The sequence below is a fragment of the cf. Phormidesmis sp. LEGE 11477 genome (genome assembly GCF_015207105.1).
Taxonomy (GTDB): domain Bacteria; phylum Cyanobacteriota; class Cyanobacteriia; order Phormidesmidales; family Phormidesmidaceae; genus Phormidesmis.
Window position 1 is genome coordinate 110,202 of sequence record NZ_JADEXO010000002.1, and the last position, 26,204, is coordinate 136,405.

General features: G+C 51.6%; 21 protein-coding genes and 1 pseudogene. 11 read left to right on the forward strand and 11 right to left on the reverse strand.

Annotated elements, in window-relative coordinates; all coding sequences use genetic code 11:
• The first annotated feature begins 52 nt into the window (after positions 1-52).
• The 4 genes and pseudogenes from psbQ (at position 53) to IQ256_RS01365 (ending at position 3,199) form a co-directional block, all read left to right on the forward strand.
• Positions 53-688: a photosystem II protein PsbQ gene (gene psbQ / locus IQ256_RS01350; protein ID WP_193853506.1), complete on the forward strand. Its 636-nt coding sequence runs from the start codon at positions 53-55 to the stop codon at positions 686-688.
• A 154-nt stretch (positions 689-842) separates the two neighbouring features.
• Positions 843-1,967, forward strand: coding sequence for an FAD-binding oxidoreductase (locus tag IQ256_RS01355; protein WP_193853508.1), 1,125 nt, complete (start codon positions 843-845; stop codon positions 1,965-1,967).
• 68 nt (positions 1,968-2,035) lie between these two features.
• Positions 2,036-2,758, forward strand: a pseudogene (locus IQ256_RS01360) (DUF4058 family protein).
• A 225-nt stretch (positions 2,759-2,983) separates the two neighbouring features.
• Positions 2,984-3,199, forward strand: coding sequence for a DDE transposase family protein (locus IQ256_RS01365; protein WP_193853510.1), 216 nt, complete (start codon positions 2,984-2,986; stop codon positions 3,197-3,199).
• Positions 3,200-3,359: 160 nt separating this feature from the next.
• On the opposite strand, the gene ctpC is transcribed toward IQ256_RS01365, so the two are convergent.
• The 7 genes from ctpC to IQ256_RS01400 form a co-directional block, all read right to left on the reverse strand.
• On the reverse strand, positions 3,360-4,658 hold the full coding sequence (gene ctpC / locus IQ256_RS01370) for a carboxyl-terminal processing protease CtpC (RefSeq protein WP_193853512.1): 1,299 nt from the start codon (positions 4,656-4,658) through the stop codon (positions 3,360-3,362).
• Positions 4,659-4,952: 294 nt separating this feature from the next.
• Complete coding sequence (ispG, locus tag IQ256_RS01375; protein WP_193853514.1) at positions 4,953-6,215, reverse strand: (E)-4-hydroxy-3-methylbut-2-enyl-diphosphate synthase; 1,263 nt, start codon at positions 6,213-6,215, stop codon at positions 4,953-4,955.
• Positions 6,216-6,260: 45 nt separating this feature from the next.
• The gene (locus IQ256_RS01380) at positions 6,261-6,731 is read right to left on the reverse strand and encodes a tetratricopeptide repeat protein (RefSeq protein ID WP_193853516.1); all 471 of its coding nucleotides are present in this window, start codon (positions 6,729-6,731) and stop codon (positions 6,261-6,263) included.
• A 77-nt stretch (positions 6,732-6,808) separates the two neighbouring features.
• Positions 6,809-7,228: a biopolymer transporter ExbD gene (locus tag IQ256_RS01385; protein WP_193853518.1), complete on the reverse strand. Its 420-nt coding sequence runs from the start codon at positions 7,226-7,228 to the stop codon at positions 6,809-6,811.
• Between the two features lie 68 nt (positions 7,229-7,296).
• Complete coding sequence (locus IQ256_RS01390; protein WP_193853520.1) at positions 7,297-7,719, reverse strand: biopolymer transporter ExbD; 423 nt, start codon at positions 7,717-7,719, stop codon at positions 7,297-7,299.
• A 144-nt stretch (positions 7,720-7,863) separates the two neighbouring features.
• Positions 7,864-8,607: a MotA/TolQ/ExbB proton channel family protein gene (locus IQ256_RS01395; RefSeq protein ID WP_193853522.1), complete on the reverse strand. Its 744-nt coding sequence runs from the start codon at positions 8,605-8,607 to the stop codon at positions 7,864-7,866.
• Positions 8,608-8,661: 54 nt separating this feature from the next.
• Positions 8,662-9,033, reverse strand: coding sequence for a DUF1823 family protein (locus IQ256_RS01400; protein ID WP_193853524.1), 372 nt, complete (start codon positions 9,031-9,033; stop codon positions 8,662-8,664).
• A gap of 82 nt (positions 9,034-9,115) precedes the next feature.
• Between IQ256_RS01400 and IQ256_RS01405 the strand changes: the two genes are divergently transcribed.
• The 3 genes from IQ256_RS01405 to IQ256_RS01415 all read left to right on the forward strand — a co-directional run bounded on the left by IQ256_RS01405 (position 9,116) and on the right by IQ256_RS01415 (position 12,547).
• Positions 9,116-10,108 (forward strand): biotin--[acetyl-CoA-carboxylase] ligase, encoded by a 993-nt coding sequence (locus tag IQ256_RS01405; RefSeq protein WP_193853526.1) that lies wholly within the window; start codon positions 9,116-9,118, stop codon positions 10,106-10,108.
• Positions 10,109-10,144: 36 nt separating this feature from the next.
• Positions 10,145-11,869: a M23 family metallopeptidase gene (locus IQ256_RS01410; RefSeq protein WP_228024454.1), complete on the forward strand. Its 1,725-nt coding sequence runs from the start codon at positions 10,145-10,147 to the stop codon at positions 11,867-11,869.
• Between the two features lie 132 nt (positions 11,870-12,001).
• Entirely contained in the window at positions 12,002-12,547 is a 546-nt protein-coding gene (locus IQ256_RS01415; protein WP_228024455.1) for a thioesterase family protein, read from the forward strand.
• Here IQ256_RS01415 and IQ256_RS01420 read toward each other — a convergent pair.
• Genes IQ256_RS01420 through menA form a run of 3 tightly spaced genes read right to left on the reverse strand, consistent with a single transcriptional unit; the run spans position 12,483 to position 16,124 of the window.
• A complete protein-coding gene (locus IQ256_RS01420) occupies positions 12,483-14,096 on the reverse strand; it encodes an AMP-binding protein (RefSeq protein WP_193853529.1) in 1,614 nt (537 codons plus the stop codon). The genes IQ256_RS01415 and IQ256_RS01420 overlap by 65 nt on opposite strands.
• Entirely contained in the window at positions 14,078-15,085 is a 1,008-nt protein-coding gene (locus IQ256_RS01425; protein ID WP_193853531.1) for an o-succinylbenzoate synthase, read from the reverse strand. Before IQ256_RS01425 ends, IQ256_RS01420 begins: the two co-directional genes overlap by 19 nt.
• 16 nt (positions 15,086-15,101) lie before the next feature.
• Complete coding sequence (gene menA, locus IQ256_RS01430) at positions 15,102-16,124, reverse strand: 2-carboxy-1,4-naphthoquinone phytyltransferase (RefSeq protein ID WP_193853533.1); 1,023 nt, start codon at positions 16,122-16,124, stop codon at positions 15,102-15,104.
• A 385-nt stretch (positions 16,125-16,509) separates the two neighbouring features.
• Here menA and IQ256_RS01435 point away from each other — a divergent pair, with 385 nt between their 5' ends.
• From IQ256_RS01435 to IQ256_RS01450, 4 genes are all read left to right on the forward strand, one after another.
• Positions 16,510-18,678 (forward strand): DUF3352 domain-containing protein, encoded by a 2,169-nt coding sequence (locus tag IQ256_RS01435; RefSeq protein ID WP_193853535.1) that lies wholly within the window; start codon positions 16,510-16,512, stop codon positions 18,676-18,678.
• A 178-nt stretch (positions 18,679-18,856) separates the two neighbouring features.
• Positions 18,857-19,894, forward strand: a complete 1,038-nt coding sequence (gene glpX, locus IQ256_RS01440; protein WP_193853537.1) for a class II fructose-bisphosphatase — start codon at positions 18,857-18,859, stop codon at positions 19,892-19,894.
• Between the two features lie 352 nt (positions 19,895-20,246).
• Positions 20,247-21,548, forward strand: a complete 1,302-nt coding sequence (locus IQ256_RS01445; protein WP_193853539.1) for a glutamyl-tRNA reductase — start codon at positions 20,247-20,249, stop codon at positions 21,546-21,548.
• A gap of 233 nt (positions 21,549-21,781) precedes the next feature.
• Entirely contained in the window at positions 21,782-23,062 is a 1,281-nt protein-coding gene (locus IQ256_RS01450; protein WP_193853541.1) for a hypothetical protein, read from the forward strand.
• Positions 23,063-23,145: 83 nt separating this feature from the next.
• Here the strand turns inward: IQ256_RS01450 and IQ256_RS01455 are convergent.
• Positions 23,146-26,204, reverse strand: a 3,059-nt coding sequence (locus IQ256_RS01455) for a type I restriction endonuclease subunit R (RefSeq protein WP_193853544.1), incomplete at its 5' end; no start/stop codon positions are given.

A 26,204-nucleotide genomic window follows, 5' to 3' on the forward strand; every position in this document is an offset into this window, starting at 1 on the left:
ACGCTGATTTACACTAAAAGACGCACTTCATAGATCGATCCCGAGGTTTCCCATGAGACGATACAAAGCCATCGTTGGTGTTCTGCTAGCCGCGATCGCCACATTTTTGGTGAGCTGTGGCGGTGGCCCCGAGGCTGTAGCCCCTACCTACACCCCCGAAAAAGTCGCTCAGATAACAAACTACGTTCGCCGACTAGAATCATCGCGCAATCGCTTTCCTGAACTGCTGAACTACATCGAGAAAGACAACTGGGTCAACGTCGACAACTTTACCCACGGACCACTAGGTCAGCTTCGCGCTGAGCTACTGCGGCTATCTGGGCAGCTACTGCCCACCGATCAGCCAAAGGCAAAGGCACTGTCTGAAGAAATTTTAGGCCACTTACAAAATCTAGACGAAGCCTCTCAAGAGCGGAACTATGGCGAAGCACTGACTCAATACCGTGAGTTTGTAGGCGACTTTGAGGCTTTGCTAAGCATTGTGCCTGAAGGGGCTCGTCAAAACGCCATCGATCAGGCAAAAGAAGAAGTCGATGTATACGAGATGAGCACGACCTTCCCAGATGAAGAGATCATTCGGGCTGAAGAAGAAGATATGGTTCGTACGCCAGTTATGTTGGACGGAGATACTGAAAGGACAATGGAAGCGCTAGGCGGAGATGCAGAAAACTTAGAGGATGGTGAATAGGTCTAGTACATGAGTCTAGTAGACAGCTCCAAGGCCGATCAGTACTAAGCGCAAACTGCTGCGGATCTTCAAGTAGTCTTCGAGCAAACAGAGGGTGTCTTATCATCCTCTGTTTTTTATTTGTTTTTTATTCAATAGACCCTGATACAACCGCATGAAACCCAAGATTATTGTCGTTGGCTGTGGTATTGTTGGCGCGATGATCGCCTATGAACTGAGTATTCAAATAGCAGCTGATATTTGCGTTATAGACGAATATTCGCCAGCCCAAGGATCTACAGGTGCAGCACTTGGCGTCTTGATGGGCGTCATTAGTCAAAAGGTAAAAGGAAGAACTTGGCGACTAAGAGAGAAAAGCATTCGTCGCTACCGCTCGCTAACGGATGAGCTACAGGAGCAAGGGTATTCTGTTCCTTTTAATTCACAAGGAATTGTTAGCCTCTGCTTTGATGAAGACAAACTGTCTCGCTGGCATCAGCTCAAAGAGAAGCGAGCGGCGCAAGGATGGCCTCTAGAGATCTGGTCGCCAGGTGAGTTAAAAGAAAAATGTCCGCATATCGAGCTGGAAAGCGAACTCAAAGATGAGAATGGCGATCGCACCCTTCGATCTGTAGCCGCTGCCATCTATTCTCCGATGGACGCTCAGGTGCATCCGGCTAAACTGACGCAGGCACTGGTAGCCGCTACACAGCAAAAAGGCGTTCGTTTTCTTTTTGGTGCTAAAGTAACGGGCTTAAATATGAACGGATCGAGCTGTGTAGGAGTGCAAACAGCAAAGGGAGAGACTGCTGCAGACTGGGTGATTTTATCGGCTGGGCTGGGCTCGGCCCGGCTCTCTGAAATATCGGCTGAGCCTTTAGAGCTGATGCCAGTATTAGGACAGGCGATGGAAATTAGGCTGAAAGGTGAAGTGGGCGATCGCACATTCCAGCCCGTGATCAACGGTGACGATATTCAGTTTGTTCCATTAGGAAAAAATCGCTATTGGCTAGGGGCGACAGTAGAATTTCCTGAAGGCGATGTACCACCGAGTGCGAAAGCGGACGGATTGAAGAACTTGCAGCAGGGAGCAGCGCGATTTTGCCATGCGATCGCTCAGGCCGACATCCTTAATACCTGGAGTGGGCTACGCCCTCGCCCAGTAGGACAACCAGCCCCTGTGATCAAGCCGTTGGGGGATATAGAAAACGTCATACTAGCAACAGGCCACTATCGCAATGGTGTATTGCTCGCCCCTGCTACCGCCAACGCAGTATGTGAACATCTAAAAGCTATGTAATTCGATTCAAAGCAGCTTGAAGTATCAGAGTCGTTAGAATACAAGAATCACAATTGAAGCTCTTGATAATGCCTTCGCCTTTTCCAGGAATGGACCCCTATCTAGAAGCGCCTGAACTATGGAGTGAGGTTCACAGTCGATTAATCGTTGCTCTAGCTGATGACCTTAGCGAACAGCTTTCTGACGCTTATCGAGTTGCCATTGAAAAACGAATCTATCTAAGTGATACTGACGAGAGCTTAATGGTCAGGATTCCAGACGTTGCGTTAGTGTCCTAGAAGACGCAGCCGAAGACAAACAAAAGGCTGACTACAGCAGTGATACCCAAAACAGTAATTGTTCCCACGGTTGAAGAGGTACAGGAACGCTACCTAGAAATTCGAGACGTGAGCAGTGGCATGGTAGTCACTGCCGTGGAGCTGCTATCACCTAAAAACAAACGAGCAGGTGAAGGAAGAAGCGCTTATGAGAAAAAACGTTACCAAGTGCTCTCTAATCTGACAAATCTGGTCGGAATCGATCTGCTTCGGGGCGGCAGGCCGCTGTCTGTGATTGGGATAGAACGGCAGGCATGCTACAGCGTTCTGGTGAGTCGAAGTGATATGAGACCTCGCGCCGAGCTGTATGAGTTTGGACTACAGCAGAGCATTCCGACTTTCTTACTGCCACTAAAGCCCGAAGATGTGTCTTTGACGATTGATTTACGGTCGCTCATGACAGGTGTCTATCGACGAGCGAAGTATCGTTTAGCAATTGACTACAGTCAACCAGTGGGACCGATGCTTTCGTAGGATGAAGGGTCATGGGTTGACAGACTATTAAACAAATCTTCCGCCTCGTGACAGTCTTTTTTGTTCTTTTATAACAGGGGCTCACCGCTAGGATAATATAGCAATGCGCGGATGCATCCGTGCAATTGCTATGCACTTTGCGTTGTAGGGCAAGGGCCGTAGCCTTTCGTAGTGTAGTAAGCAAAGTGCGGAAAGCTATGTGTAGAGCAAAGTGGCAAATGATATATGTCTTCTGAAGAAAACTGGTACATCGTTAAACAAGAGTCTCAGGAGTGCAAAATCGTGTCTGAACAAGAGCTAGAAGCATCGACCGCATCAGATAGTGAAACAGCATCACCTACTGAAGTACCTTCACAATGGGGGCCGTTTGAAACGCAAGAACAGGCCATTGCGAAACGCATTGGCTTAATTAGAGCCGGAAAATGTCAGCCCGCCATCTGAGCCGATCAGTCGTTACAGCCGTCATCGGATGCACACTCTGCAAGAAGGCAAAGCCTACGTACGATGGCTAGCTGCTCAGCCCGAAGTGCATAACGGTTCTAGAGGGCACGAATGTAGTGGGCTAAGTGACCAAAGCTATACTGTGCAATTACTACCGCACCTAGCGATCTGCGACACCAGCACTGCTAGCAGATTGGCGCTGCAGGCGAACCTCATCCGTTAAAATTTTCAGGGCTTCTGCATACTGCGGATCGTCCAAAGTGCCAACCTTGTCACGATCTTCTACTAGTGCCTCACGCTGTTCATCGCTCAGCTCTACGATGTAATCGGGCTCGATGCCTAGCTTATTAATATCGCGACCAGAAGGCGTTAGATATTTGGCAATGGTCACTGCAATTCCAGATCCATCAGTCAATCCCCTTACCGACTGCACCAACCCTTTACCAAAGGTCTGCGTCCCTACAAGCGTAGCTCGCTGATTGTCCTGCAGTGCGCCAGAGAGAATTTCACTCGCGCTAGCAGATCCGCCGTCTACTAAAACGACTAAAGGCTTATCCGTTAACGCTTCACTATGAGCGACTTCTTCGCTACTCGTAGAATTTCGATCAACCGTAGAGACAATCGTGCCTTCTTCTATCCACATCTTGGCAATCTCGATGCTAGAAAACAGCAACCCACCGGGATTGGATCTAAGATCTAAAACATAGCCGGTCACTTTCCGCTCTTCTAATGATTCAATGGCGTCCTTCATCTCAGCCGCCGCGTTGCTACTAAATTGCGTGAGCCGAATGTAGCCAATAGAGCCTTGCGGACTGTCTTTAACAGAGAAGCGTACAGGGTGAATCTCAATACGAGCGCGGGTAAGCTCAAACTCTAAGGCTCTACCGTCTCTGTCTACAGAAAGAACAACGTCAGAGTTCACAGGCCCACGAATCAGGCTAACGGCGTCGTTCAGCTCCATACCCTCTGTGCTGTTGCCGTCAATCGAGGTAATAATATCACCCGAAAGTAAGCCAGCCTCAAAAGCAGGCGTAGCCTCGATAGGAGAGACAACAACAATATCCTCAGTCTCTTCTTCTTTAGAAATTTGAATACCGACCCCAGTGAGTTCCCCAGAGGTCTCGATCTGCATGTTATTGAACTCGTCAGGATCCATAAATCGTGTATACGGATCGTCGAGCTGTTCTAGCATCTCGCGCACGGCCACGTATGCAGATTCTTTATCGGTGTAGGTGCGGTTGAGATAATCTAGGCGAACGTCATTCCAATCTAGCGAATTGAAAGACTCATCAACGTACTGGTTATCGATCAGGTTCCACACCTCATCAACTATCTCTTTGGGGCCGTCTTTGAAGAAAGCCTGCCCGTCAGATAGCTGAATACCTGTACCTGTAATGACTAGAGCTGCGCTCGCCAGCGCAGTCGCTCCCAAGATAAAACCGCGCTTGTTAACTGCCATAAAGAATTAGAATCCTGCGTGGAGGACGTTGTGAGTACGCCCAATTTAACACAACCCTTTTGTTTGTAGCCTGAGCTAAGGGTAAGAAGCCTCCTCTACTGAGCAGAGAGTAAGTTAAGGCTCCGTTAGCAAGGTTTTCAGGAGGAGTCTGTCTTGGAAACCTTAGAAGAAAGCCTTAGAAGAAACCTTAGAAAGCGCTGCGGGGTAGGTGAGCCGATCGGTGGGCCACTTTTTTAAGCGTTCACCGCTCTTAGCGTCAATCAACACCGCAAATACCGATAGCCTCATTGAGCGTCAGTCTGTATCGGGTTCTACCCACCGTCCGTCTGATTTGATCAGGTTAATTAGCTCTTCGACACCGTTCTCTTCAGGAACACGTTTAATTTCTTCGCGCCCTCTATATAGAGCAATAGTATTTGCCTGCTTGCCGACATAGCCGTAGTCCGCATCGGCCATTTCACCCGGCCCGTTGACGATGCAGCCCATTACCGCGATGTCGAGTCCGGTCAGATGATTGGTAGCTTCTCTAACCTTGTGTAAAACCTCTTCTAGATTAAATAGCGTGCGCCCACAAGAAGGACAGGCCACGTATTCCACCATGGTTTTACGCAGGCCCAGCGCTTGTAAGATGCTGTAGCAAACTGGGATTTCTTTTTCGGGGGATTCTGTCAAGGAGACGCGAATAGTATCGCCAATACCCATCGCTAGCAATGTGGCAATTCCTGCAGTGGACTTAATCCGCCCATATTCACCATCGCCTGCTTCAGTGACGCCCAGGTGCAGCGGATAGCTCATGCCTAGCTCGTCCATGCGCTGAACCATCAGTTGATAGGCCGCTAGCATGACGGGTACTCGCGAGGCTTTGAGCGACAGAACGATGTTGTGAAAGTCGAGAGATTCGCAGATACGAATGAATTCTAGGGCCGATTCAACCATGCCCTCGGGGGTATCACCGTAGGTAAACAGCATCCGCTCAGCTAAGGAGCCATGATTGACACCAATCCGCATAGCCTTGTTTTGATCGCGCAATGAAACAACCAGCGGCTCTAAGGTTTCGCGGATCTTTTTGCCGATGGCGTCAAATTCGGCCTGGGTGTATTCGGTGCGATCGCTCTCTGCTTTCTCAAATACATACAGACCTGGATTAATCCGCACCTTATCGACATGCTTAGCCACTTCAAGAGCAATCTTCATGCCGTTGTGATGTACATCGGCCACCAGTGGCACAGGTTGGTAGGTCTGGACTAGCTGATCTTTGATCTTGGATAGCGCCCTAGCGTGCGCCATACTCGGCACCGTCACGCGGACAATTTCACAGCCCACTTCATGCAGCCGTCGAATCGCTGCCACCGAGCCGTCAATATCCAAGGTATCTTCGTTGATCATGGACTGCACCACGACCGGATGCCCGCCGCCGATTGTGACATCGCCTACTTTTACGGGCCGGGTCTGCCGACGATGGATGGTCGTATCGAAAGTGACCGCAGTAGGCGTGCTAGCCGACGGCGTCGTTGTCGGCTCTGAGTTAGCAGCAGGGGGGGAAGATAAAGTTTGCATAGTTAGAGATAAAGTGAAAGGCGATCTAGCTACAGCGGCTTATTTCTATCCTAGCTTTGCGGTGCATTCTAAGATCAAGCGCTGGTTAACGAGTGAATAAGGCTGAATGGTCAGTGCCCGGCGAAAAGACTGAATCGCAGCAGTGTAGTTGCCCACGGCGCTATGGCTAAGACCTAGCCCGTGCAGCGCCCCAAAGTGATACGGCACCAGCGCAATTGCTTTTTGACAGGCTGCGATCGCCCGCCAATACTCTCTTTGGGTATAGTGCAGAACCGCCAGACGATTCCAGGCTTCAGCAAAATCGGGCTGCGCCTCGACAATATCATTCAGTAGGGCTTCAGCCTGACTCGGCTCACCCGATTCAAGGAGGGTTTGCGCTTCCATTAGCTGCTGAGCGCCATAGACACCCTTTTGGTGAAACCAAGCATGCCAAAACAAGGAGGTGGCATGATCGCGTACTTCGGCGTCTGGCTGCTTGAGATCTTCAAGCAAACGGTCAACGCGATCTGAGTCCATCAATTGAACCATTCCTTGTCGTCAAGAGCTTTAGAGCCAGCGGTCGGGTACCAATCAATGACGCAGGCATCCCCTTACTATTCTACGGCTAACGAGACTCGGCGACCGCCAATCCCTCTCAGCTCATCTAGCAGATTAGCGATATCGTCATAGGGTAGCGTCCGATCCGCCTTTAGCAAGATCGAGCCATCAGGATTCTCCTGAAAATAAGTTCTCAGTCTAGGTGACAAATTCCGCATCTGAATAATTTCGCCCTCTAAGACTAGCTGCCTTTGAGCAGTCAGGCCGATCACAAAAGGCACTGGCTCATCTGCACTGCTCGTTATGCTTTCATCTGTACTATTAACAGAGCGAGGTAGCGTCACCCCGTTGATCTGAACGCCCGTTAGGCCCATGGAAATAACCACGAAGAAGATCAGCACCGTCATCAAGACGTCCATCATCGGCACTAAGTTGACTTCGGGAATGCGGCTAGGGCGGCGGTGGCGAGTACGCATAGAATCAGTGGCAGGTACGAATAAGATCAAAAGTGAAAAGTCGCAAGATAGCAAAGGGACGTAAGCTTTTAGGAATCTTCTCTGAGCGCTAAAGAAACTCGTTCACCGCCAACAGCTCGCATATCCCCAAGGAACTGAACCACCTGCTCGTAAGGAAGCTGGCGACTAGGAATTAGATAGACAATGCTGTCAGCGTTTTGAGCCAGGTAAGACTCGATCTCAATGGCCAGAGTCTCTGGCTCGATCGGGTTGCCATTGAGCAGCCTTTGGCCGGTTTCATCCATTTCAACCACGAACGGATCTTGAACGCTGTCTGTATCGTTAGGAGTTTCTTCGGTTTGCTCGGGCGGCAGATCTACTTGAATGAGCTCTTCACTGCCTAGCGAGACGGAAACAACGACGAAAAAAGCCAGAACGCCCATCATTACCGTCAGCATAGGAATGAGATCGATGGTCGGAATGCCATTGTCTTCGGTATGTCGAAAGCGCATTTTGAAAGCAAGAATTTTGATAGTGAGAAAAGGGCGTTCTACAGTCTGTATGGTTGAAACACTATGGAGCGATTAGGCAGATCCATAAACTATAAAAAAGACAAATCTTAAAAGCTGAAGATGAATCTTGAAAGCGATGGATCGCTAAAAAATAGGCTGTTGCAGCGTTGGTGATGGCGGCGAGCTGCCTTCTGAATCAATCACCTTCGGGTTAATCTGTTGGTCTGACATGGCGCGATCGCCCCTCGGCAGCCGACCCGCTTCATACCAATACTGGCGATAGATCAGCTCTAGCTCGTTTCCAGCTTCTGAAAAGTAGTCCATCTGCTGGGCCTGCAGCGTTACCATCACGCGCAAAACCAGCAGTGCCAAAATTGCCACCACCATACCAGCCGCTGTTGTGATCAAAGCTTCACCAATACCGCCAGCGGCTTCTGTCGCACCGACAGCCCCTTCGCTACCGCCAATATTCAAGTTCTCAAATGTTCTAATCAGACCCGTCACTGTGCCCAGCAGTCCTAGCAAAGGCGCGACAGCGACGACGGTCTCTAGCAGCTTGTCACCTTTTCGCATTTTGACAAATTCTTTGTCGGCAGCGTTTTCGAGCGCCAGGCGAAAGGAGTCAGGAGACGGATGTTGGAGGCTGAGCGGCGCGATCAAAAAGCGGCCAATCGGTAGGTCGCGGGCGCGAGAGGCGATCGCCGCCGCCTCATCTAAACTTGTCCGCGCCTTGTCTAGCACCTCATTGACGACCTTGGCTTCTCGCCGTAGCAAATCCGTCCAAAAAGTTGCTCTTTCTAGCGCGCAGGCTACCGTAAAGACAGACGCGCCAACGATTGGCACCATCACCGGGCCACCCCTTGCCAAGAAATCAAATACGGTTGTCATACATCAAGCAATAAGAAGGACACAAGCAGCCAGCGCGAAGCACTGCAATCAAAGCTATATCAAGCCTCTATCCCTCATGATACTCAATAGCCAGTTCGCCATAGTGGCCCGGCGGGTCAGCCTGGGCACGAGCTGATCGACGGAGTAGCCCTTAAAGCCTAGAACCGTCTTGAGTAGCTGCTTATTTTCTTTGGGAATTGCCCTAGTGAGCTGTACCGTTGCCGGTCTGCTCTCGATGAAATTAGGTGGCTCAGGATACTTTTGGGCCCAGGCATCGTCTACGTTTTGGGTTTGCCAAGTTTGGGTATCCAAGCTGTAGTCATAGCCGAGGGTTTGCCAGACTAGCTGGTTAACCGTATCGTCGGCTAGGTCGCCATTGAGGATAGCCCACAGCGTTTCAGTTGTTAGATCAGGAAGGTCAGTCATCATAGAACCGATAATACCAACCAATCTGAATCCCATCCGTGCCCTAACAATTAGTCGCCAGAAAATCCAGACGGCCCTAGCGATGGACGGCACAGAGCTAGGAATCCGCCCAGAATTAAGTCAGATTCGCCCTCAGTTTGACATTCACCTATTTGAAACCCTGCCTTCGACAAATACGCATCTGTGGCAGATGTTGAAAGCCGACACTCCGACCCAGGCCAAAGCCAAAACTAAAGCCAAAGCCAAAGCCGGAACGGTCGTGATCGCGCAGCAGCAGTCTTCAGGTCGTGGGCAGCGCGATCGCACCTGGCAGTCGGATCCAGGTGGCCTCTACCTTTCCCTAGCGCTAGAACCAGACTGGCCGATTGCTCGGAGCGCTCAGCTCACTTGCTTTAGCGCCTGGGGGATTGCGATCGCTCTGAACAATCTTGGTATCCCGATCCAGATCAAATGGCCAAATGACCTTTTTTATCAGGGCCAAAAGCTCGGAGGCATTCTCACCGAAACCAAGCTGTCACAGTATGACGCGATCGTTTCAAACCCAGAGCTAGCGAACGAAAGAACAGGCTCTACTGTCCGTATCAAGCAGGCCGTAATCGGTGTAGGACTGAATTGGCACAACCTGGTCCCACAGTCTGGAATTACTCTGACAAAAATATTAGAGAGTGGGCTTTATCCACTCGCACAAACCAAAATAAATTGCTTAGAGACGCTAATTGTCGTTGTCCTCAGGGGAATCCTGCAAGGGTACTTTTATCAACAGCAGGTGGGTAGTCAAGTTTTCATGAAGACCTACCAGAAATTACTCACTCAAGTCGGCAAAACTGTTTCAGTGGAGAAAGATACGCTTAGGCTTGTGTCAGTGTCAAATGCGACAGGTAGTTGTTCGCAAAACAGTTGTTCTGGCAAGGTGATTGGCATTTCAGAAGAAGGTTATCTACAAGTCGCGTTACCAGTCGCGCTGAAAGCAGGTGAGCACAGCCTTACGAGCCAGGGCTTATCGGGAAACTGGCGTCAGCAGACAGTCCAAAGTGAAAACATTCTGCTGATAAGACCCAGCGAAATTCACATATAGTTAGTACCAGTTAGGGTTAATTTTAGGTTGATGACTATGACAGCTTCCAAGCAAAACCTTAGATCTCAAGCGGCGCATTCGGTAAAGCCAAAGACGGTAGAGACCAATGCGATTATCCCTACAAAAGGCGATCGAGATAGCGGCTTGTCGGTTGGGCAAAAGCTTCGGAGAGGCTGGCTAGTCGCTTTTGGTTTTATGAGCAGCTGCGGCTTAGTTACCAGCCAGATCAACTTTGCAAAGGCAGAAAGCGATCACGTAGAAGGCGATTACGCTGTAGAAGTAGAAGGTGATTATGCCGTAGAAGCTCACCACCTCAGCGATCCTGATTCGCCCCTATCAGTTGATGTAACTTCTGCTTCGTCCCTAGCCCAGCCTGCGCCTACAGCCAGCGCTTCTCCTTCTTTTTCAGAATCGAAACCATCTGCCGCGAGAGGCGTCTACTCTTCTCATCCGCTTGTTGGCATGATTGAACCCGGACTAGTCGCTGCGCCCCTAGTCGAGTATGTCAGCACGACCGCTTCGACCACTACTGTTCCAGAGACAGCACTAGAGGCGGCACCAGCGGCGGCACCAGCCCCAGCAGTGGAAGCCGCGCCAGCAGATATCGCTAGCCCATCAGTCAGCCCATCCGTAGGTGCTAGCCTTGAGCCCTTCACCCCAGCGGCTGCTGAACCAGCACCAGCAGCACCGATAGTTGAAGCCACGACAGAAGCTGCGCCAATCCTGACGCCAGCACCGACCGCCGAGCAAGTAACCCCCACCGAAGTCACACCAATTGCACTCCCAGAGGGCATCACCCGACCAGGCGAGTATGACAGCATCTTTGTCGATCCCACAGACTACAGCGTCGGCGCAACCCAGACCCCAGATGTAGTAGTCGCTGAGCAGTCTACAGGCTGTGAATTCACAGTATCTCAGGGGCAAGGCGTCCCAAATGGCGCTTGTGGAACCGCCTCTCCGGTTGCGCCAGCTAATGGAATCGCTAGCGGCAGCGCCGAGTCAACGGCTAATGCGATCGCGCCCACTCAGAATTCTCAGGCATCGCCAGTTGCCAGCGATCCTGCGGTCAACGTCGGCCCTGTCAGCTTTAGCGCCTCCGGTATTCGACTGTCAACTAGCGCGGCAGGTCGCGCTTATCTCAATCGCTCAGTGCGTCCGGTAGTGAACCTGCAGGCTGCTGCCGAGTTTATATTCCCGCTATCAACGCCGTCGCCAATTAGCTCTTTGTTTGGCTTTCGGATTCATCCAATTTGGGGCGACCACCGCTTTCACGCGGGTACTGATATCGCTGCGCCGCAAGGCACTCCTGTATTGGCTGCTCAAGATGGAGTGGTGGCAGCAGCCGGAGAAGCAGGCGGCTATGGACTGATGGTGGTCCTAGAGCACGAGCTAGAAAAGGACACGCTAGAGAGCCGATACGCTCACCTATCAGAGATCTTTGTAGAGTCTGGTACGGCGGTGAAGAAAGGAGAGGTTGTAGGGCTAGTCGGGAGTACAGGTAACTCCACAGGGCCACACTTACACTTTGAGATGCGAGAGCTAACAGCAGATGGATGGGTGTTACTCAATCCCGATAGCATGGTACAGGCTTCTCTGGCTAGACTCGTGCAGGCGCTGAACAATCCCAATCAAACCATCAGCTTTAACCTGAGTGATTTCAAACTCAACAATCTAAAAGCAGACGAAACAGTAGAGAATACAGAATTCTTGACCGGACAAGATGGGTTGCCATATCGCCCGGCCCAACCAAATGCCAGTTAATACAGCCAGTTGATCCAAATGCCAGTCGATACAGCTAGCTGATACAGCTAGCCGATACGCATGTCAGTCGGTGCAACGGTGTAGCGCCACCGCCCAGCTAGCTTTGCACACTGTCTAAGCGCATCGTCTAACTTGAACACCGTCTACTTGAACACCGTCTACTTGAACACCGTCTCAGCAGTGGCCTTTAGATACTGTCGAACGATTCGTTTTCATGAAACAGACGCAGCAGGTGTGGTTTACTTTGCCAACGTGCTGACGCTTTGTCATGAGGCATACGAGGCAGCGCTGGGCGAAGCCTTCATAGATGTGGCTGATTTTTTTTCTACATCGAACCCTTTACCGATTCCGATCGTTCATGCCGAGGCTAGCTATTTCAAACCGCTACGGTGCGGAGACAAGATCGCCATCACGTTGGCTCCGCTGCGGCTCACGCCTTACAGCTATGAAGTCCGCTACACCCTCACCTACCAGCAATCTGGCCAGCAATCTAGACCAGAAACCCATTTATTAACCCAATCATTGTCAGCCGCTCAATCACAGAATGAGCGTCCTCTTGCCACGGCCCTGACTCGGCACGTATGCATCGATAAAACGACGCGCCAAAAACAGATTATTGATCCTCGGTTGGATGACTGGTTAAACGAGCCAGCCGCGATCGCAGCGCCAGATGATTGATTTTCCCCTGTGCGTTTTTAGGCAGAGTCTCTAGCGCGAACCATCGCTTTGGATATTTGTATCGGCTGAGCTGATTGCCATTGTCTAGAGCGACTCTCAAGCTATCGGTAGAAACGGCCTGATGGCGTGGAACGTACGCGGCACCGACCACTTCACCCCAATCGGCATCAGGTAGCCCGACAACGCAGACATCTAGCACCTGGCCTGTACGCCACAGCGCCGTCTCCACTTCAGAAGGGAAAATGTTTTCGCCGCCGCTGATGATCTTGCTGCTGGCGCGCCCGGTGATGTGCAATCGGCCATCGCGATCTAGATAGCCCAGATCGTCTGTGTAGAGGGTTCGGCCTTTGAAACGAGGCGAAGGCGCACTGTAATAGCCGTGGGCGATCGCATTCGAAGTCACCACAACCTGCCCAGTCTCTCCACGAGGTAACGGTTTGCCACTCTCTTCAATCTGGATGGTCGCGTGAGGCATTGGCCAGCCGCTAGTTAGTGGGTAGGCCGTGTCTAGGGAAAAGTCTGGCGATCGCATCGCGCTTACCATCGCCCCTGTCTCCGTCATGCCATAGGTCAGACAGAGAGGAATCCGATGACTTGCAGCCCGATCGAGTAGAGCCGGCCAAGGAGGAGCACCCCCTAAGAGAACGGCATGAAACTGCCTGAGCCAGGAAGATTTCTCGGCATCGATCAGGCGAGAGAGCTGGGTTGGAACCAGAGATAGGTAAGTGTAGGGAGGAAGTAGCGCAGAATTTGACTGGGCATCTGACTGGGAATCTGGCTGGGCACAGAGCAAATCTTTGAAAGCGGCGATCGCAAGCTGACCGCCCGTTAGCCAGGTTCGCAGCGCCTGCATCAGTCCGCTGACATGATAGAGCGGCAAAACACAGTAGGCATTGATAGGCGTATTTTTAGGTTGAAAGTAGCGCGCAAAGCCATACACGGCAGCGGTGAGTGTGGCCCAGGTGTGGCAGGCGAACTTAAGCTGACCAGACGTGCCGCCTGTTGGGATGAGGATGAGGCTTCGACTCCGCTCAGCCTCCAGGCTTTGGATTCGTTTATTGACCGAGATTTGGCCCTGTTTGGCTGTCTGACTTCGTTCAGCGATGGGATCAATTAGGTCAGCGACTGGTTCAGCGGTTGAAGCCAGGTTGTCAAGCGTAGACGACGGACTCCAAATGATGCTGGGATTGGTTTGATTGAGAGCAGACTGCCATTCTGACTTCGCCCAGTTTGGATTGGCGAGGGCAACCGTCCAACCTGCTAATACGCCTGCCCAAAACCCAGCCAAAAAATCCGTCGGCTCAGCATCTGCAACCAGCACAACCAAAATCGTCTTGCCTTCACCGCGATGCTGCTTACTATGCTCTAGAGCATACGCTTCCAACTGCTCACGCCGCGCCGTCACCAGCGCCGACCAAGATGCTAGATCTTCCCCGATTGCCCACTCGCCATCTTTCCCAGTTTCTCTATCGCTCTGGTGGCCAGCAACACATCCATCGCGCTGCAACCTCGCCCACACTGCCGCTGGCGTCATCTCAACCGCTGCCACAGCGCCTCCCAATCAGGATCGTCTAGTCCATCATTTGGTAGCCACTGCTGCGTACCCATACCCAAGGCCCGACGCGGATTCTCTGAGGAGCTAGCTTGCAGCGCGATCGCCAGATCGATTAGCGCCTGACGGCCTATGTCAGTTTCAAACACCGAGGAAACGACTAAGTCAATAGGACAGTCTTCGCAAAACTGTCGGAGTCGATCGGCAGAGCCAAGAATAGCGGGTTTGACAACATAGATACCGCGCCAGCCCCTGTAGTAGTGAGCCTTTAGCTGATCGAGGGCGGTTACAGACTCGTCGAGCGCGATCGGCGTCTGGTAGCGGCGGGCCAGTTTGGTCAATCCATCAAAGCAGTTAGGCGGCAGCGGCTGCTCGATAAATTCAATCCGGCGGCCAAGGCGATCGCATCGATCTAGCCAATGATGAGCCACTATTTCACAGAGCCCGCCATTCGCATCAAGCCGCAGTTGCGCCCCCAAAGGCAGCCGTTCCATCAGCTGCGACAGCCAGGCCAACTCCACCGCCACAGGCGCAACGCCGATCTTCCACTTGAAGGTGCGATGGCCCATAGCCCACAGCGGACTCCAAGCGTTGAGGGCAGCTTCACCAGCGGGCAGCAGAGCGCTGTAGTGACGGATATCTAGCTCAGCGCAGTGAATATCTCTAGTCAAGTTCCTATAAGCCAGCTCAAAGCCAAACTGACAGGCTGGCAAGGTCGGCAAAATTGAAAAATTGTCGCCGACAGACAGTCTAGTCGGCATCTGCTGGCAAAACGCGATCGCCTGCGACTGGGTTTCAGTTCCAAACCAGGGCAGCGGTGCGACTTCTCCAAAACCAGTGCGGCCTTGATGGTCGCTCAGCTTGAGGATGATCCCTTCTCGATATTTCCAGATGCCATGATTGGTCTTAATCGGTCGGCGAAAAAGACGGCGATAGGCGCGAAACTCAAAAGCGATCGCAGCTGACTGGTGATTAATGTGATGCATAGCCTGGCAGTAGCGACTAAATTGCAGTAGAGGCAATCAGTCCAATCGTGAGTAGCGCCCCACTCCAGAAGTGAAAGTGAATGGCTAAAAACTTTGAATTTTTGACCTGCTCTGGCTGATTGTGAAAGGTCAGTACGTGCAAACAAAGCTTGATTGCAGCGGGCAAAGCGCCCAGCATCAGCAGCGCACTCAAAGGCAGCCCACCTTGAGCGATCGCCACTAAAGTCGTCAGCAAAACCACCGCACAAGCAGCGGGCAATAGCTGCGCCCCTCGCCAGGTTCCTAGTCTAACAATCGGCGAGCGCTTGCCCGCCTTTAGATCGTCTTCTACTTGGTGAAAGTGCGAACAGAACAGCACCAAAGTGGTGGCAATACCGACCACTACGGCAGCGGGCAGTAGCGGACCATCCCATCGCCAGCTTTGCAGCCAGCCTGCCGCATCCCAGCGCTGAGTTTGCGAATAGTAGGCCGCACCGACTGCTAGCGGTCCAAAGCTGAAGAAACAAAGAATTTCGCCTAAGCCCTGATATCCCAGTCGAAAAGGCGGCCCTTGATAGAGATAGCCCAGCGCGCAGCAGGCAACAACCATAGTAAGTACCGTCGGGTCTTGCTGCGTTAGAGAAATGGTCAAAATACCAGCAATACCTAGCAGCAAGCAGAGATTGCCGAGCCAAAAGATCAGCTTTCGATTGCGAGTTAGATTCACCAGTGAATGATGCTTGTTGATATCGATCCCGGTCGCGGCATCAAAAACATCGTTGCTGAGGTTCTCCCAAACTAGTAGCAGGACAGCGGATAGGGCAAACGTTAAGAATACATTCGCCCGGAAACTACCCATTTGAGCATATGCCACCGCGCTGCCAACGCAGATAGGCATTACCGCCACACAGTACATTGGGGGCTTGAGCGCCGCCAACCAGAGCTGTTTTTGCGATCGCAGTCGATCATCAGCACTATCAGCACCATCGCCGCTGATGGAATGGACTAAATCAACCGGATCAGCACAGACAGTCTCGGATTTAACCGTTCGGGTGGTCATAGATTCAAGAAGCTACAGCTAGCGCTTAGCATATCCTTTTGACTACAAGAGGGTTGACGCACAGTAAGAAAACTCAAACAATCCGCTTTCTAGCAAGCTGCAGAAGCACTATTGATAGAAGCACTATTGGTATTTGGCCAGTGGACTAAAAGTGTTAGTGGGCCAGTGGACTAAAAGCCAATGGACTCGTAAACCAATGGCCTAACCAACCAATCTAATTGACTAAATCAGCTTGGTTGAGTCTGAAGCGAATCAAAAAACTTTGCTCTACTCAGTGTTTTCCCAATCACTTTTGTCAACTTCTTTGCTAGAGTGCATGGCGACCGAGCTAAGACACGAGATCAGAAATTAGGGTTTCAAGTATCCGACTAGCGGTTTAACGGCGATGGCTAAAGAGATAGACTCAGAATCAGGCAAGGACACAATCCATTCAGCGACCCATCCTACCGGGCGTTCGATCAAAGGAACTGTGTACACACCCAACTCCTCTGAAGATCATCTAGAGGAAGAATTGCCCTCGTCAGAGCCGCTAGAAAACAGCCAGGCCGATATTCAATCCGATATCCAATCAGAGGCTCTATCAGAGCCAGCAGATCCCTTCATCCAGACCCAGACCGAACTGCCAGCTCCCCTGTCGGATACTGCCGATACTGAGACTGACAATACCGAGACTGCCGATATTGAGACGGTAGACCAAGAGGCAGTAGACCGGGCGGCTTCAGATGAGGTCTTAGAGCCAAAAACTGCTAATGAATCTTCCAAGTTTGCGCCTTCTATATTCCTACCAAAGCTACCAAAGGCGCTGCCGAAGCTAGCAGGTCTAGCCGCCGTAATTTTATTAGGCGGCGGTGTCATCACAGCGCTTAATCTATCGGTGCGATCGCCTCGCAGTCTTTCTCCTGTCGGGGCTCAGATTGTGCCAAAAGACACGCTAGCGACACTGACGCTCACCACTGATGAAATCGCTTGGACAAAGCTCAGACAGTTTGGCACCAGCGACAGTCAAGCCCAGGTTGATCAGCTGCTGACCGATTGGAAAGACCGACTGTTTACCCTCAACGGCTACAGCTTCAAGCGAGATATCAAGCCCTGGATTGGCGATCGCGTCACCTTAGCCTTTTTGCCAACCGATCAGCCTCAAGCAAAAGGCTTGGCCGCCGCCACTCAAAACATCGTATTAATCGCCCCCATCGACGATCCTAGCAAAGCTAAATCCCTGTTAGAAAGCGGTCCGCAGCGCTCAGCCATCACCTGGGAAGATCGCAGCTACAAAAATATTTCTATCAAAACCATTCAGACAGCCGAGGGGCAGACCATAGAAGCTGCCGTCATTGGCTCCAACTGGCTCCTACTAGGCAATACAGCCGCAGGCATCGAACAGGCGATCGACACTTACCGAGGCAAGCAGTCGCTGCGGGACAACGCTGGCTATCGCAGTGCCACAGCGGGCCTAGCAGATCCTCAGCCATTAGGTAAAAGCTTTGCCCAGCTCTATCTGAACATCCCCATTGCGAGCGCCGCCCTGAGCGCCCCCAAAGGTGCCTCGATCGCTCAGCCAGCCAATCTAGTTCCCCTTCAAGGATCGCAAGGCATCGTTGCTACGGCCCTAATCGAGTCAGAAGGCATCCGGTTTCGAGGCACTAGCTGGCTACTTCCCAAAAATGACTTGGCCTATGAAGGATTGAGCAACGAGGCCGACGATATGCTGCGCCGTCTGCCCAGCGATACGCTTGTAGCACTATCGGGCAGTAATTTGCAGCAGACCTGGCAGGCGCTGAGTGAAGACAATGTCTCCCCGCCGTTCTTTCCAGACGCGCAGACTCTACGAGCCGGGCTACTCACTCAAACGGGGCTAGATATCGAAGAAGACATCATGCCTTGGGCCAGTGGAGAGTTTGCCTTTGGACTGTTGCCGCCCGCCAGCGATCTGACGGAAGAAAACGAAGCTGAAAACGAGGCCGAGGGAAACGAAGCTGAGCAGAACGAGACTGCCGAGAACGAGACTGGACAGGATGAGGGGGATAGTAGTGCGATCGCAGCTGCCTCTTTATTGCTGATGGTGCAGACCAACGACCGGGCCACTGCTGAATCCGTCTGGGCGCAAATTGATGATGTCATGGTCGATCGCTACCGCTACCGGACAGAGACCACCGACCTGCCAGAAGGCTCGGTGACTCACTGGATTTCACCGTTTCAAGGCGTGCAGTTCAGCCATGGCTGGCTACCGGGAAATGTTGCCTTCTTCGCCGTAGGGGGCGGTGCTGCCGAGGCGATCACCTCTACTCCCAATCCGCCGCTGGTTGGCACAAACCTATTCCAAACCCTGACTGACAGCGCGCCTACCCCTAACCACGGACAGTTCTTCCTTAACTTGGCCGAGATCAACGATACAGACAGCATTTTTCCGCTACCTCAGCTATCGCAAGAGCTATCAGCACAAGGGCCAACCTCAGCGATTCAGGCGATTGGATTGACCTCCACAGTAGGCGATCGCACCATGGACTATGACCTGTACATCAAGCTATCTAAAGCAGACAGACCGGGGCCACTCTAGGCAGCTATGAAACGGTTGAAGTAGAGAACAAAAAACCAAACCGGGAACAAAAAAACGCAGGGTTAATAGTCTGATAAACTCAAAGATGGCCATGTAGAGTTTTATAAACTCTTTTATGAAGCCCGTTTAAGATTGGCTAAAAGCGGCTAGATACGGCAGTTTGGAGGATAAATACCCCGTGGAAAACACCCTCGGTTTAGAGATTATTGAAGTCGTCGAGCAGGCAGCGATCGCATCGGCCCGCTGGATGGGTAAAGGCGAAAAGGATATCGCTGATGAGGTTGCTGTAGAGGCAATGCGCGAGCGGATGAACCAGATTCACATGCGCGGCAAGATTGTGATTGGTGAAGGTGAGCGTGACGACGCTCCTATGCTCTACATCGGCGAAGAGGTCGGTATCTGTACACAACCCAACGCAGACGAAGTGTGTACGCCCGATGAACTCATTGAAATTGATATTGCGGTTGACCCCTGCGAAGGTACTAACCTTTGCGCCTATGGTCAGCCCGGTTCGATGGCAGTTCTGGCGATCTCAGAAAAAGGCGGCCTGTTCGCCGCGCCCGACTTCTATATGAACAAATTGGCTGCACCACCTGCTGCTAAAGGCAAAGTAGACATCAATAAAAGTCCTACCGAGAACCTGAAGATCATGGCTGAGTGCCTAGATCGCTCAATTGATGAACTCGTTATCATCGTTATGAAGCGCGAGCGTCATAACGATCTGATCAAAGAGATTCGCGACGCAGGTGCGCGGGTACGTCTAATCAGCGACGGCGATGTTTCTGCTGCTATCTCCTGTGGCTTTGAAGGCACTAACGTTCACGGGCTGATGGGCATCGGCGCTGCCCCTGAAGGCGTGATTTCTGCGGCGGCAATGCGCTGTCTTGGCGGTCACTTCCAGGGCCAGTTAATCTACGATCCTGCGGTTGTAAAAACAGGTCTAATTGGCGAGAGCAAAGAAGCCAACCTAGAGCGTTTGTCTTCTATGGGTATTAATGATCCTGACAAGGTTTACACCGCTGAAGAACTCGCTAACGGCGAGAACGTCCTGTTTGCTGGCTGCGGTATCACACCCGGCACGCTGATGAATGGGGTTCGCTTCTTCAACGGCGGCTACCGTACTCAGAGCTTGGTGATCTCTAGCCAGTCTAAGACGGCTCGCTTTGTCGATACTGTTCATATGAAAGACAGCCCCAAGCGTGTCAGCCTCAACTAGGCCGCAGCGAGACTGTGAGTAGGCATACCACCTGCCAATACAAAACGAATTGACTGAAAAAGGGACAAGGCTTGCTGCTTTTGTCCCTTTTTTGATCTAGCTCTTCGTAGCGCTGAGCGCTTGGCGTTTCACTGTCTTCAGGAGCGGTCTTCAGGGGCGAAATGCTAGTCCAAAAAGAGCAAAGCAGTCATCTAGCGTACGGAGACATCGACACTAGCTATGTCTCCCGTAAGATGGAGTTTTGTTTAGTTTTCTTGAGATGTTTCCCAGATATTTAATAATTTGAAGAGAGCCTTGCCGCTCATCCGATGATAAATAGAAGACTTTTCATAACAGACTCTGAAGGAACCGAATGAATATTGCTGTTGTTGGGCTTAGTCACCAGACTGCGCCAGTAGAAATCCGAGAAAAGCTGAGCATTCCTTCTGCTCAAGTAGCTGATGCGATCGCCCACCTTGGCAATTCGCCCACCATCGAAGAAGTCTCGATTCTTAGCACCTGCAATCGGTTAGAAATTCATATCGTCGCCAACGAAATTGAAACCGGCGTTCGCGATGTCATGCGCTTTCTGTGTGAGCATAGCGGCATCGAGCTAGAAGATCTGCGGCCTCATCTGTTCGTCTTGCTTCAGCAAGATGCGGTGATGCATCTGATGCGCGTCGCGGCTGGCCTGGATAGCCTAGTCTTAGGAGAAGGTCAGATTCTCTCTCAAGTGAAGCATGCTTTGAGCCTAGCCCAACAGCACAAAGGCATTGGTCGGATTCTAGGCCGCCTGCTAAAAGACTCGATCAAAGCAGGCAAGCGGGTTCGCACTGAGACGAATCTAGGCACGGGCGCGGTTTCGATCAGCTCGGCGGCGGCTGAACTGGCTCTGATGAAAGTCGAGAGCTTTGAGAACTGTCATATTGCCATCTTAGGCGCAGGCAAAATGGCCCGGCTGCTAGTACAGCACCTGATTTCTAAACGAGCCAACAAAATCACCTTGCTAAATCGCACCGTCAAGCGGGCGAATGATTTAGCCGCTCAGTTTGGCGATGTTGATATTCAAACCGGGACACTCGATAGCATGCTAGAGGCTGTCGTCGCGGCTGATGTGGTTTTCACCTGCACCTCTTCGGTAGAGCCCATTTTGCACCGAGAGAATCTAGAGCCCGCCTGTGACGGTAGCCAGATTTTGGTGTTTGATATTGCAGTACCACGCAATGTACATAGCAATATCGCCGAAATCGACACCGTCTTTGCATTCAATGTAGATGATTTGAAGGCAGTCGTCGCCCAAAACCAAGAGAGCCGTCGGCAGATGGCACTAGAGGCTGAAGCCCTGCTAGACGAGGAAGTCGATGGGTTTATGGACTGGCTGCGATCGCTCGATACCGTCCCCACCATCAGCAGCTTACGCAGCAAAGTAGAGACTATCCGCGAGCAAGAGCTAGAAAAAGCCATGTCTCGTCTAGGGTCAGAATTTTCTGAAAAGCATCGCGGCGTCGTAGAAGCCTTGACTCGTGGCATTGTGAATAAGATTTTGCACGATCCGATGACTCAGCTGCGATCGCAAAGAGACATGGAAGCGAGAGACCGAGCAATGGAAACATTGCAGATATTGTTCAATCTAGAAACGGCAGCTCGTAATGGCGTGGCTAGCACCCGCCGCTAGTACCTGTCGCTACCACCTGTTACTAGGGTAATCACTGCGACTATCTTCTCCAAAAAAACGATTGACACAAGGTCTCCTAGGTTTTTGCTTAGGAGACCTTATCTTTGGTGAAACATATAGCAATCTGTATTTAGCTTTTACCATTGTCAGAGGCGCTACCGCCCTAATCAAACAAAGCTAAATGCGACAGCAAACGCAGCACAAAGCCTCGTCTGTGAACGGGGTATTTTCTCATGTTTTCTAGACTTCGTCGCTCTATCGGTCGCTTCTTTAATCGGTCTCGTCGGATTAATCACAAGCCGATCAACAGATTCAGTTTGATCATCATCATTCTGGTTGATCTGTTCATCTTGTTCAATGTGTTCGCTGGATTAGACGATATTAGTCGGTGGCCACTCAGTCCAGAGAAAACATATCCCTGTCGTTCGGAATGGATCAGCTATCGCGAAGACACAGCAGAAGAAAAAGACTATCGACTTATCGATCAGTTAGTCTTGTTGGATAGCGAGGGCCAATCTACTGGGTTACCGTCCGCGATTAACCAGTCATACTACCGAGGCAGCTACTATGGCAGCTACCAAGATCTAAGCAGAGGCCACTTAGGTGAAGTGTCTGAGATTTGCTTGCAATACGAGTCTGCTGTTGAGGCTGTCGATAGTCCAGATAACGAGACAATTGCCAGCCGCATCAATGATATCCAGGCAGAGATCAACTCCTTTAAATCACAGAACGCTAGCATTCGTCAGCAATATGATTCGACGCTGCTAGAAGAGATTGCAGGTCAGCCGAGAGAGCAGTCGATCAACACTGTAGAAGCAGCGCAGGCAAGACGCGAGATCGAACAAAACGATCGTGCGATCGCCCAAAGAGAAGCAACCCTCGAAACGCTCAAAACAGAGCTGATCTCCACGCCAGAAAGCCAAGCCTTTCTATCCCTACTCAGCGACGATACTAGATTCAACCAAATTGACAACGGCTATCAGCGAGCTAGCTTCTGGTATCCCAGCATTCAACTGTTCTTTCAAGGGCTGTTCCTGTTGCCCCTAATTTTCATTGCATCTAACGTGAACCGCCTAGCCGAGCGTAGAGACTATGGCTATGTATCGCTAATTAGCTGGCATCTGTTCGTTATTTTCTGCATTCCTCTGGTCTGGAAAATCTTTGAGTTCTTGCAATTTGGATTCTTGGTTGAGCTGTTAATAGAATTCTTAGAATTTCTATTTGGCGGTCTTCGCTTCCTCATCAACTATCTACAGATTCTGTTGATTCCAGCAATTGGATTTGGCATCATCAAGTTCTTCCAAAGGTTTGTGTTCAACACTCGTTTACAAGCAGCCAACCGCGTACAAAACAGACGCTGCGTTAACTGCGCCAAAAAAATCCGCAAACGCGACCTGCACTGCCCTCACTGTAGCTACTCGCAGTACCAAGAATGCACAAACTGCCACAACCTCACCTATAGGCACCTTCCCCACTGCAAACACTGCGGCACCGATCAGCCACTGGAGTTGTAACAAACCGTACTCAACTTTATTCGTAGCCTTTCTTTTCGAGGATTACATAGGAATCGCTGTACCTTCAGGTTATGTTTTTGCGGCTAGACTGCCAGCTCATTCGCAATTATTTCCGCTTGCTTGAGTACGGTTTCTGTGGCGAGTAACTGCATATCCGGCGGGTAGCCATATCGACGAAGAAGCCGCTTGACGATGACTTTTAGCTTGGCTCGCACGTTTTCTTTGATAGCCCAGTCGATCGTTGCATTCTCTCGTATCTTCTGGGTTAGAACAACAGCCAGCTCCCGTAGCTTGTCCTGTTGCATCAGCTCCCGAGCGCTGTCATTGCTGGCGACCGCAGTGTAGAAAGCATATTCATAGTCTGAAAGGCCCATCGCTGCGGCTTCTGAGTCGGCAGAGACGATCTCTTTGCTGATATGGATTAGCTCGTCCATGACTTCAGCGGCGGTCAGGATCTTGTTCTGATAGCGCTTGAGAGCATTCTCTAACATCTCTAACAATGTCTTACTCTGCACCAAGTTCTTTTTAGCTCGGGTCTTTAGCTCGTCGTTCAACAGCTTTTTCATCACCTCTAGGGCAATGTTTTTATGCTCGTAGTCCTTTAGCTCAGCGAGGAATTCGTCAGAGAGGATGGAGATATCAGGCTTTTTGATGCCTGCGGCGTCGAAGACATCAATCACTTGTTCGGAAACTAGGGCCTGGTCGATGACCTGACGGATAGTGGTTTCTAGCTCTTCATTGCTGCGGCCTTCACTGGGACTGTCGAATTTGGTCAGGCGGGCTTTGATGGCTTGGAAGAAGCCTACTTCGTCTTTGGCATCCATGGCCTGCTCGTGAGGAATAGCGATCGCAAAGGCTTGAGACAGCGCGGTCACCTCATTGATATATCGCTCTTTGCCATCTTCTAGGCCCAGGATATGTTCTTCAGCCGCTAGAATCAGCGACAGTTTGCGGGCAGTATCAGCATCAAAGTAATTCTCATAGGCGAAGCCGTGGTACATCGCGGAGACGATTTCGAGCTTTTCGAGCATCAGCTCAACGGCTTGCTCTTGGGCTAGGGTTGGATCGCCTTTACCGCCTGCGTCAGAGTAGAAGGAGAGGGCTTCTTTGAGGTCGGCGGCGATGCCGAGGTAGTCGACGACGAGGCCACCGGGTTTGTCTTTGTAGACGCGGTTGACGCGAGCGATCGCCTGCATCAGGTTGTGGCCTTTCATCGGCTTATCAATATACAGCGTGTGCATACTGGGCGCATCGAATCCAGTGAGCCACATATCGCGCACGATCACTAGCTTAAGCGGATCGTCCTGGTTTCTCATGCGTTCAGCGAGTGCCTTGCGCTGCGTTTTGGTGGTGTGGTGCTTGGCAATCTCGGGGCCATCACTAGATTTGGTGGTCATGACGACCTTGATCGCGCCTTTTGTGAGGTCGTCACCGTGCCAGTCAGGACGGAGATCGATAATGGCTTTGTAGAGTTCGGCGGCGATGCGGCGCGACATGCTGACGACCATTCCCTTACCGGCAAAGACCTCTTGTCTGGCCTCGAAGTGAGTAACGATATCTTTGGCGATGGTCTGAACGCGCTGTGGGTTGCCGATTAGAGCTTCTACTTTGGTGCGGTTGGCTTTAGCTTTCTGAGCTTCTGCCAGATCATCTTGAGCTAAATCTTTGTCTAGTTTGGCGATCAGCTTGCGCCCAGCGTCGCTGAGGCTGACTTTGGCGAGGCGGCTTTCGTAGTAGATGCGGACGGTGGCTCCGTCTTCTACGGCCTGGGCGATATCGTAGATGTCTACATAGTTGCCGAATACGGCGGGGGTGTTGGCGTCGGTTTTCTCGATGGGGGTGCCGGTGAAGCCAAGGTAGGTAGCGTTGGGCAGAGCGTCGCGCAGGTATTTGGCGAAGCCGTACACCACTTTTTTACCGATGACGTTGCCTCGCTCGTCGGTTTCGTCGATGGTTTTGGCGGTGAAGCCGTATTGGGTGCGGTGGGCTTCGTCGGCGATCACAACGATGTTGCGGCGCTCTGAGAGCTGTTCGTAAATGTTGCCTGCTTCGGGCTGGAATTTTTGGATGGTTGAGAAGACAACGCCACCGGAGGCGACTTTTAGCAGGTCTTTGAGCTGGCTGCGGTCGTCGGCCTGAATGGGTTCTTGGCGTAGGAGTTGTTTGGAGGCGGCGAAGGTGTCGAAGAGCTGATCGTCTAGGTCGTTTCGGTCAGTGATGACCAGGATGGTGGGGTTGTTGAGGGCTAGAACAATCTTGCCGGTGTAGAACACCATTGAGAGCGATTTACCGGAGCCTTGGGTGTGCCAGACGACGCCTGCTTTTTGGTCGCCTTTGGGCTGCTGGGCTACGTCACGCAGACCGTAGCTGCCGGGGCTTTCGCCTGCTTTGAATGAGGGGATAGTATCGGTGGCGCTGGTGTTAGTAGCGCTGATATCTGCGGCTCGGAGCGTGGATTCGATGGCGGCGTTGACGGCGTAGTACTGGTGGTAGGCGGCGAGCTTTTTGACGGTATTGATGCTGATAATTTTGGTGTCGGGGTCTTCTTTTTTGGTCTTTTCAAAGACGATGAAGTGACGGATGAGATCTAGGAGGGTGGCTTTGTTCAACATGCCTACGATCAGGGTTTCGAGCTGGCTGACCAGGGGGGAGGCTTGGGTTTTGCCATCGGCGGTTTTCCAGGCCATGAAGCGGCTAAAGCCTGCTGAGAGGGAACCGGCGCGGGCTTCTAGGCCATCGGAGATGATCAGGATGGCGTTGGGGGTGAAGAGGCTGGGGATGGTGGCTTTGTAGGTTTCGAGCTGCTGGTAGGCGGATTTGAGGGTGGCGTTTTCGTCAGTAGCGTTTTTGAGTTCGATGACAACGAGCGGTAGGCCGTTGATGAATAGCACCAGGTCGGGGCGCTTTTCTTTGTTGTTTTCGATGACGGTGAACTGATTGGCGACGATGAAGTCGTTGTTGTCGGGGTTGGTGAAGTCGATGGGCCAAACGAGTTCGCCGCGTTCGCTGTCGCCTTCTTGGTAGGGGACGTTGACGCCTTCGGTGAGGAGGCGATGGAAGGTTTCGTTATTGGCGAGTAGTTCAGGAGACTGGATGCGCTGGAGGTCTTTGAGGGCGGCCTGTAGCTGGTCGGGGCCGACGG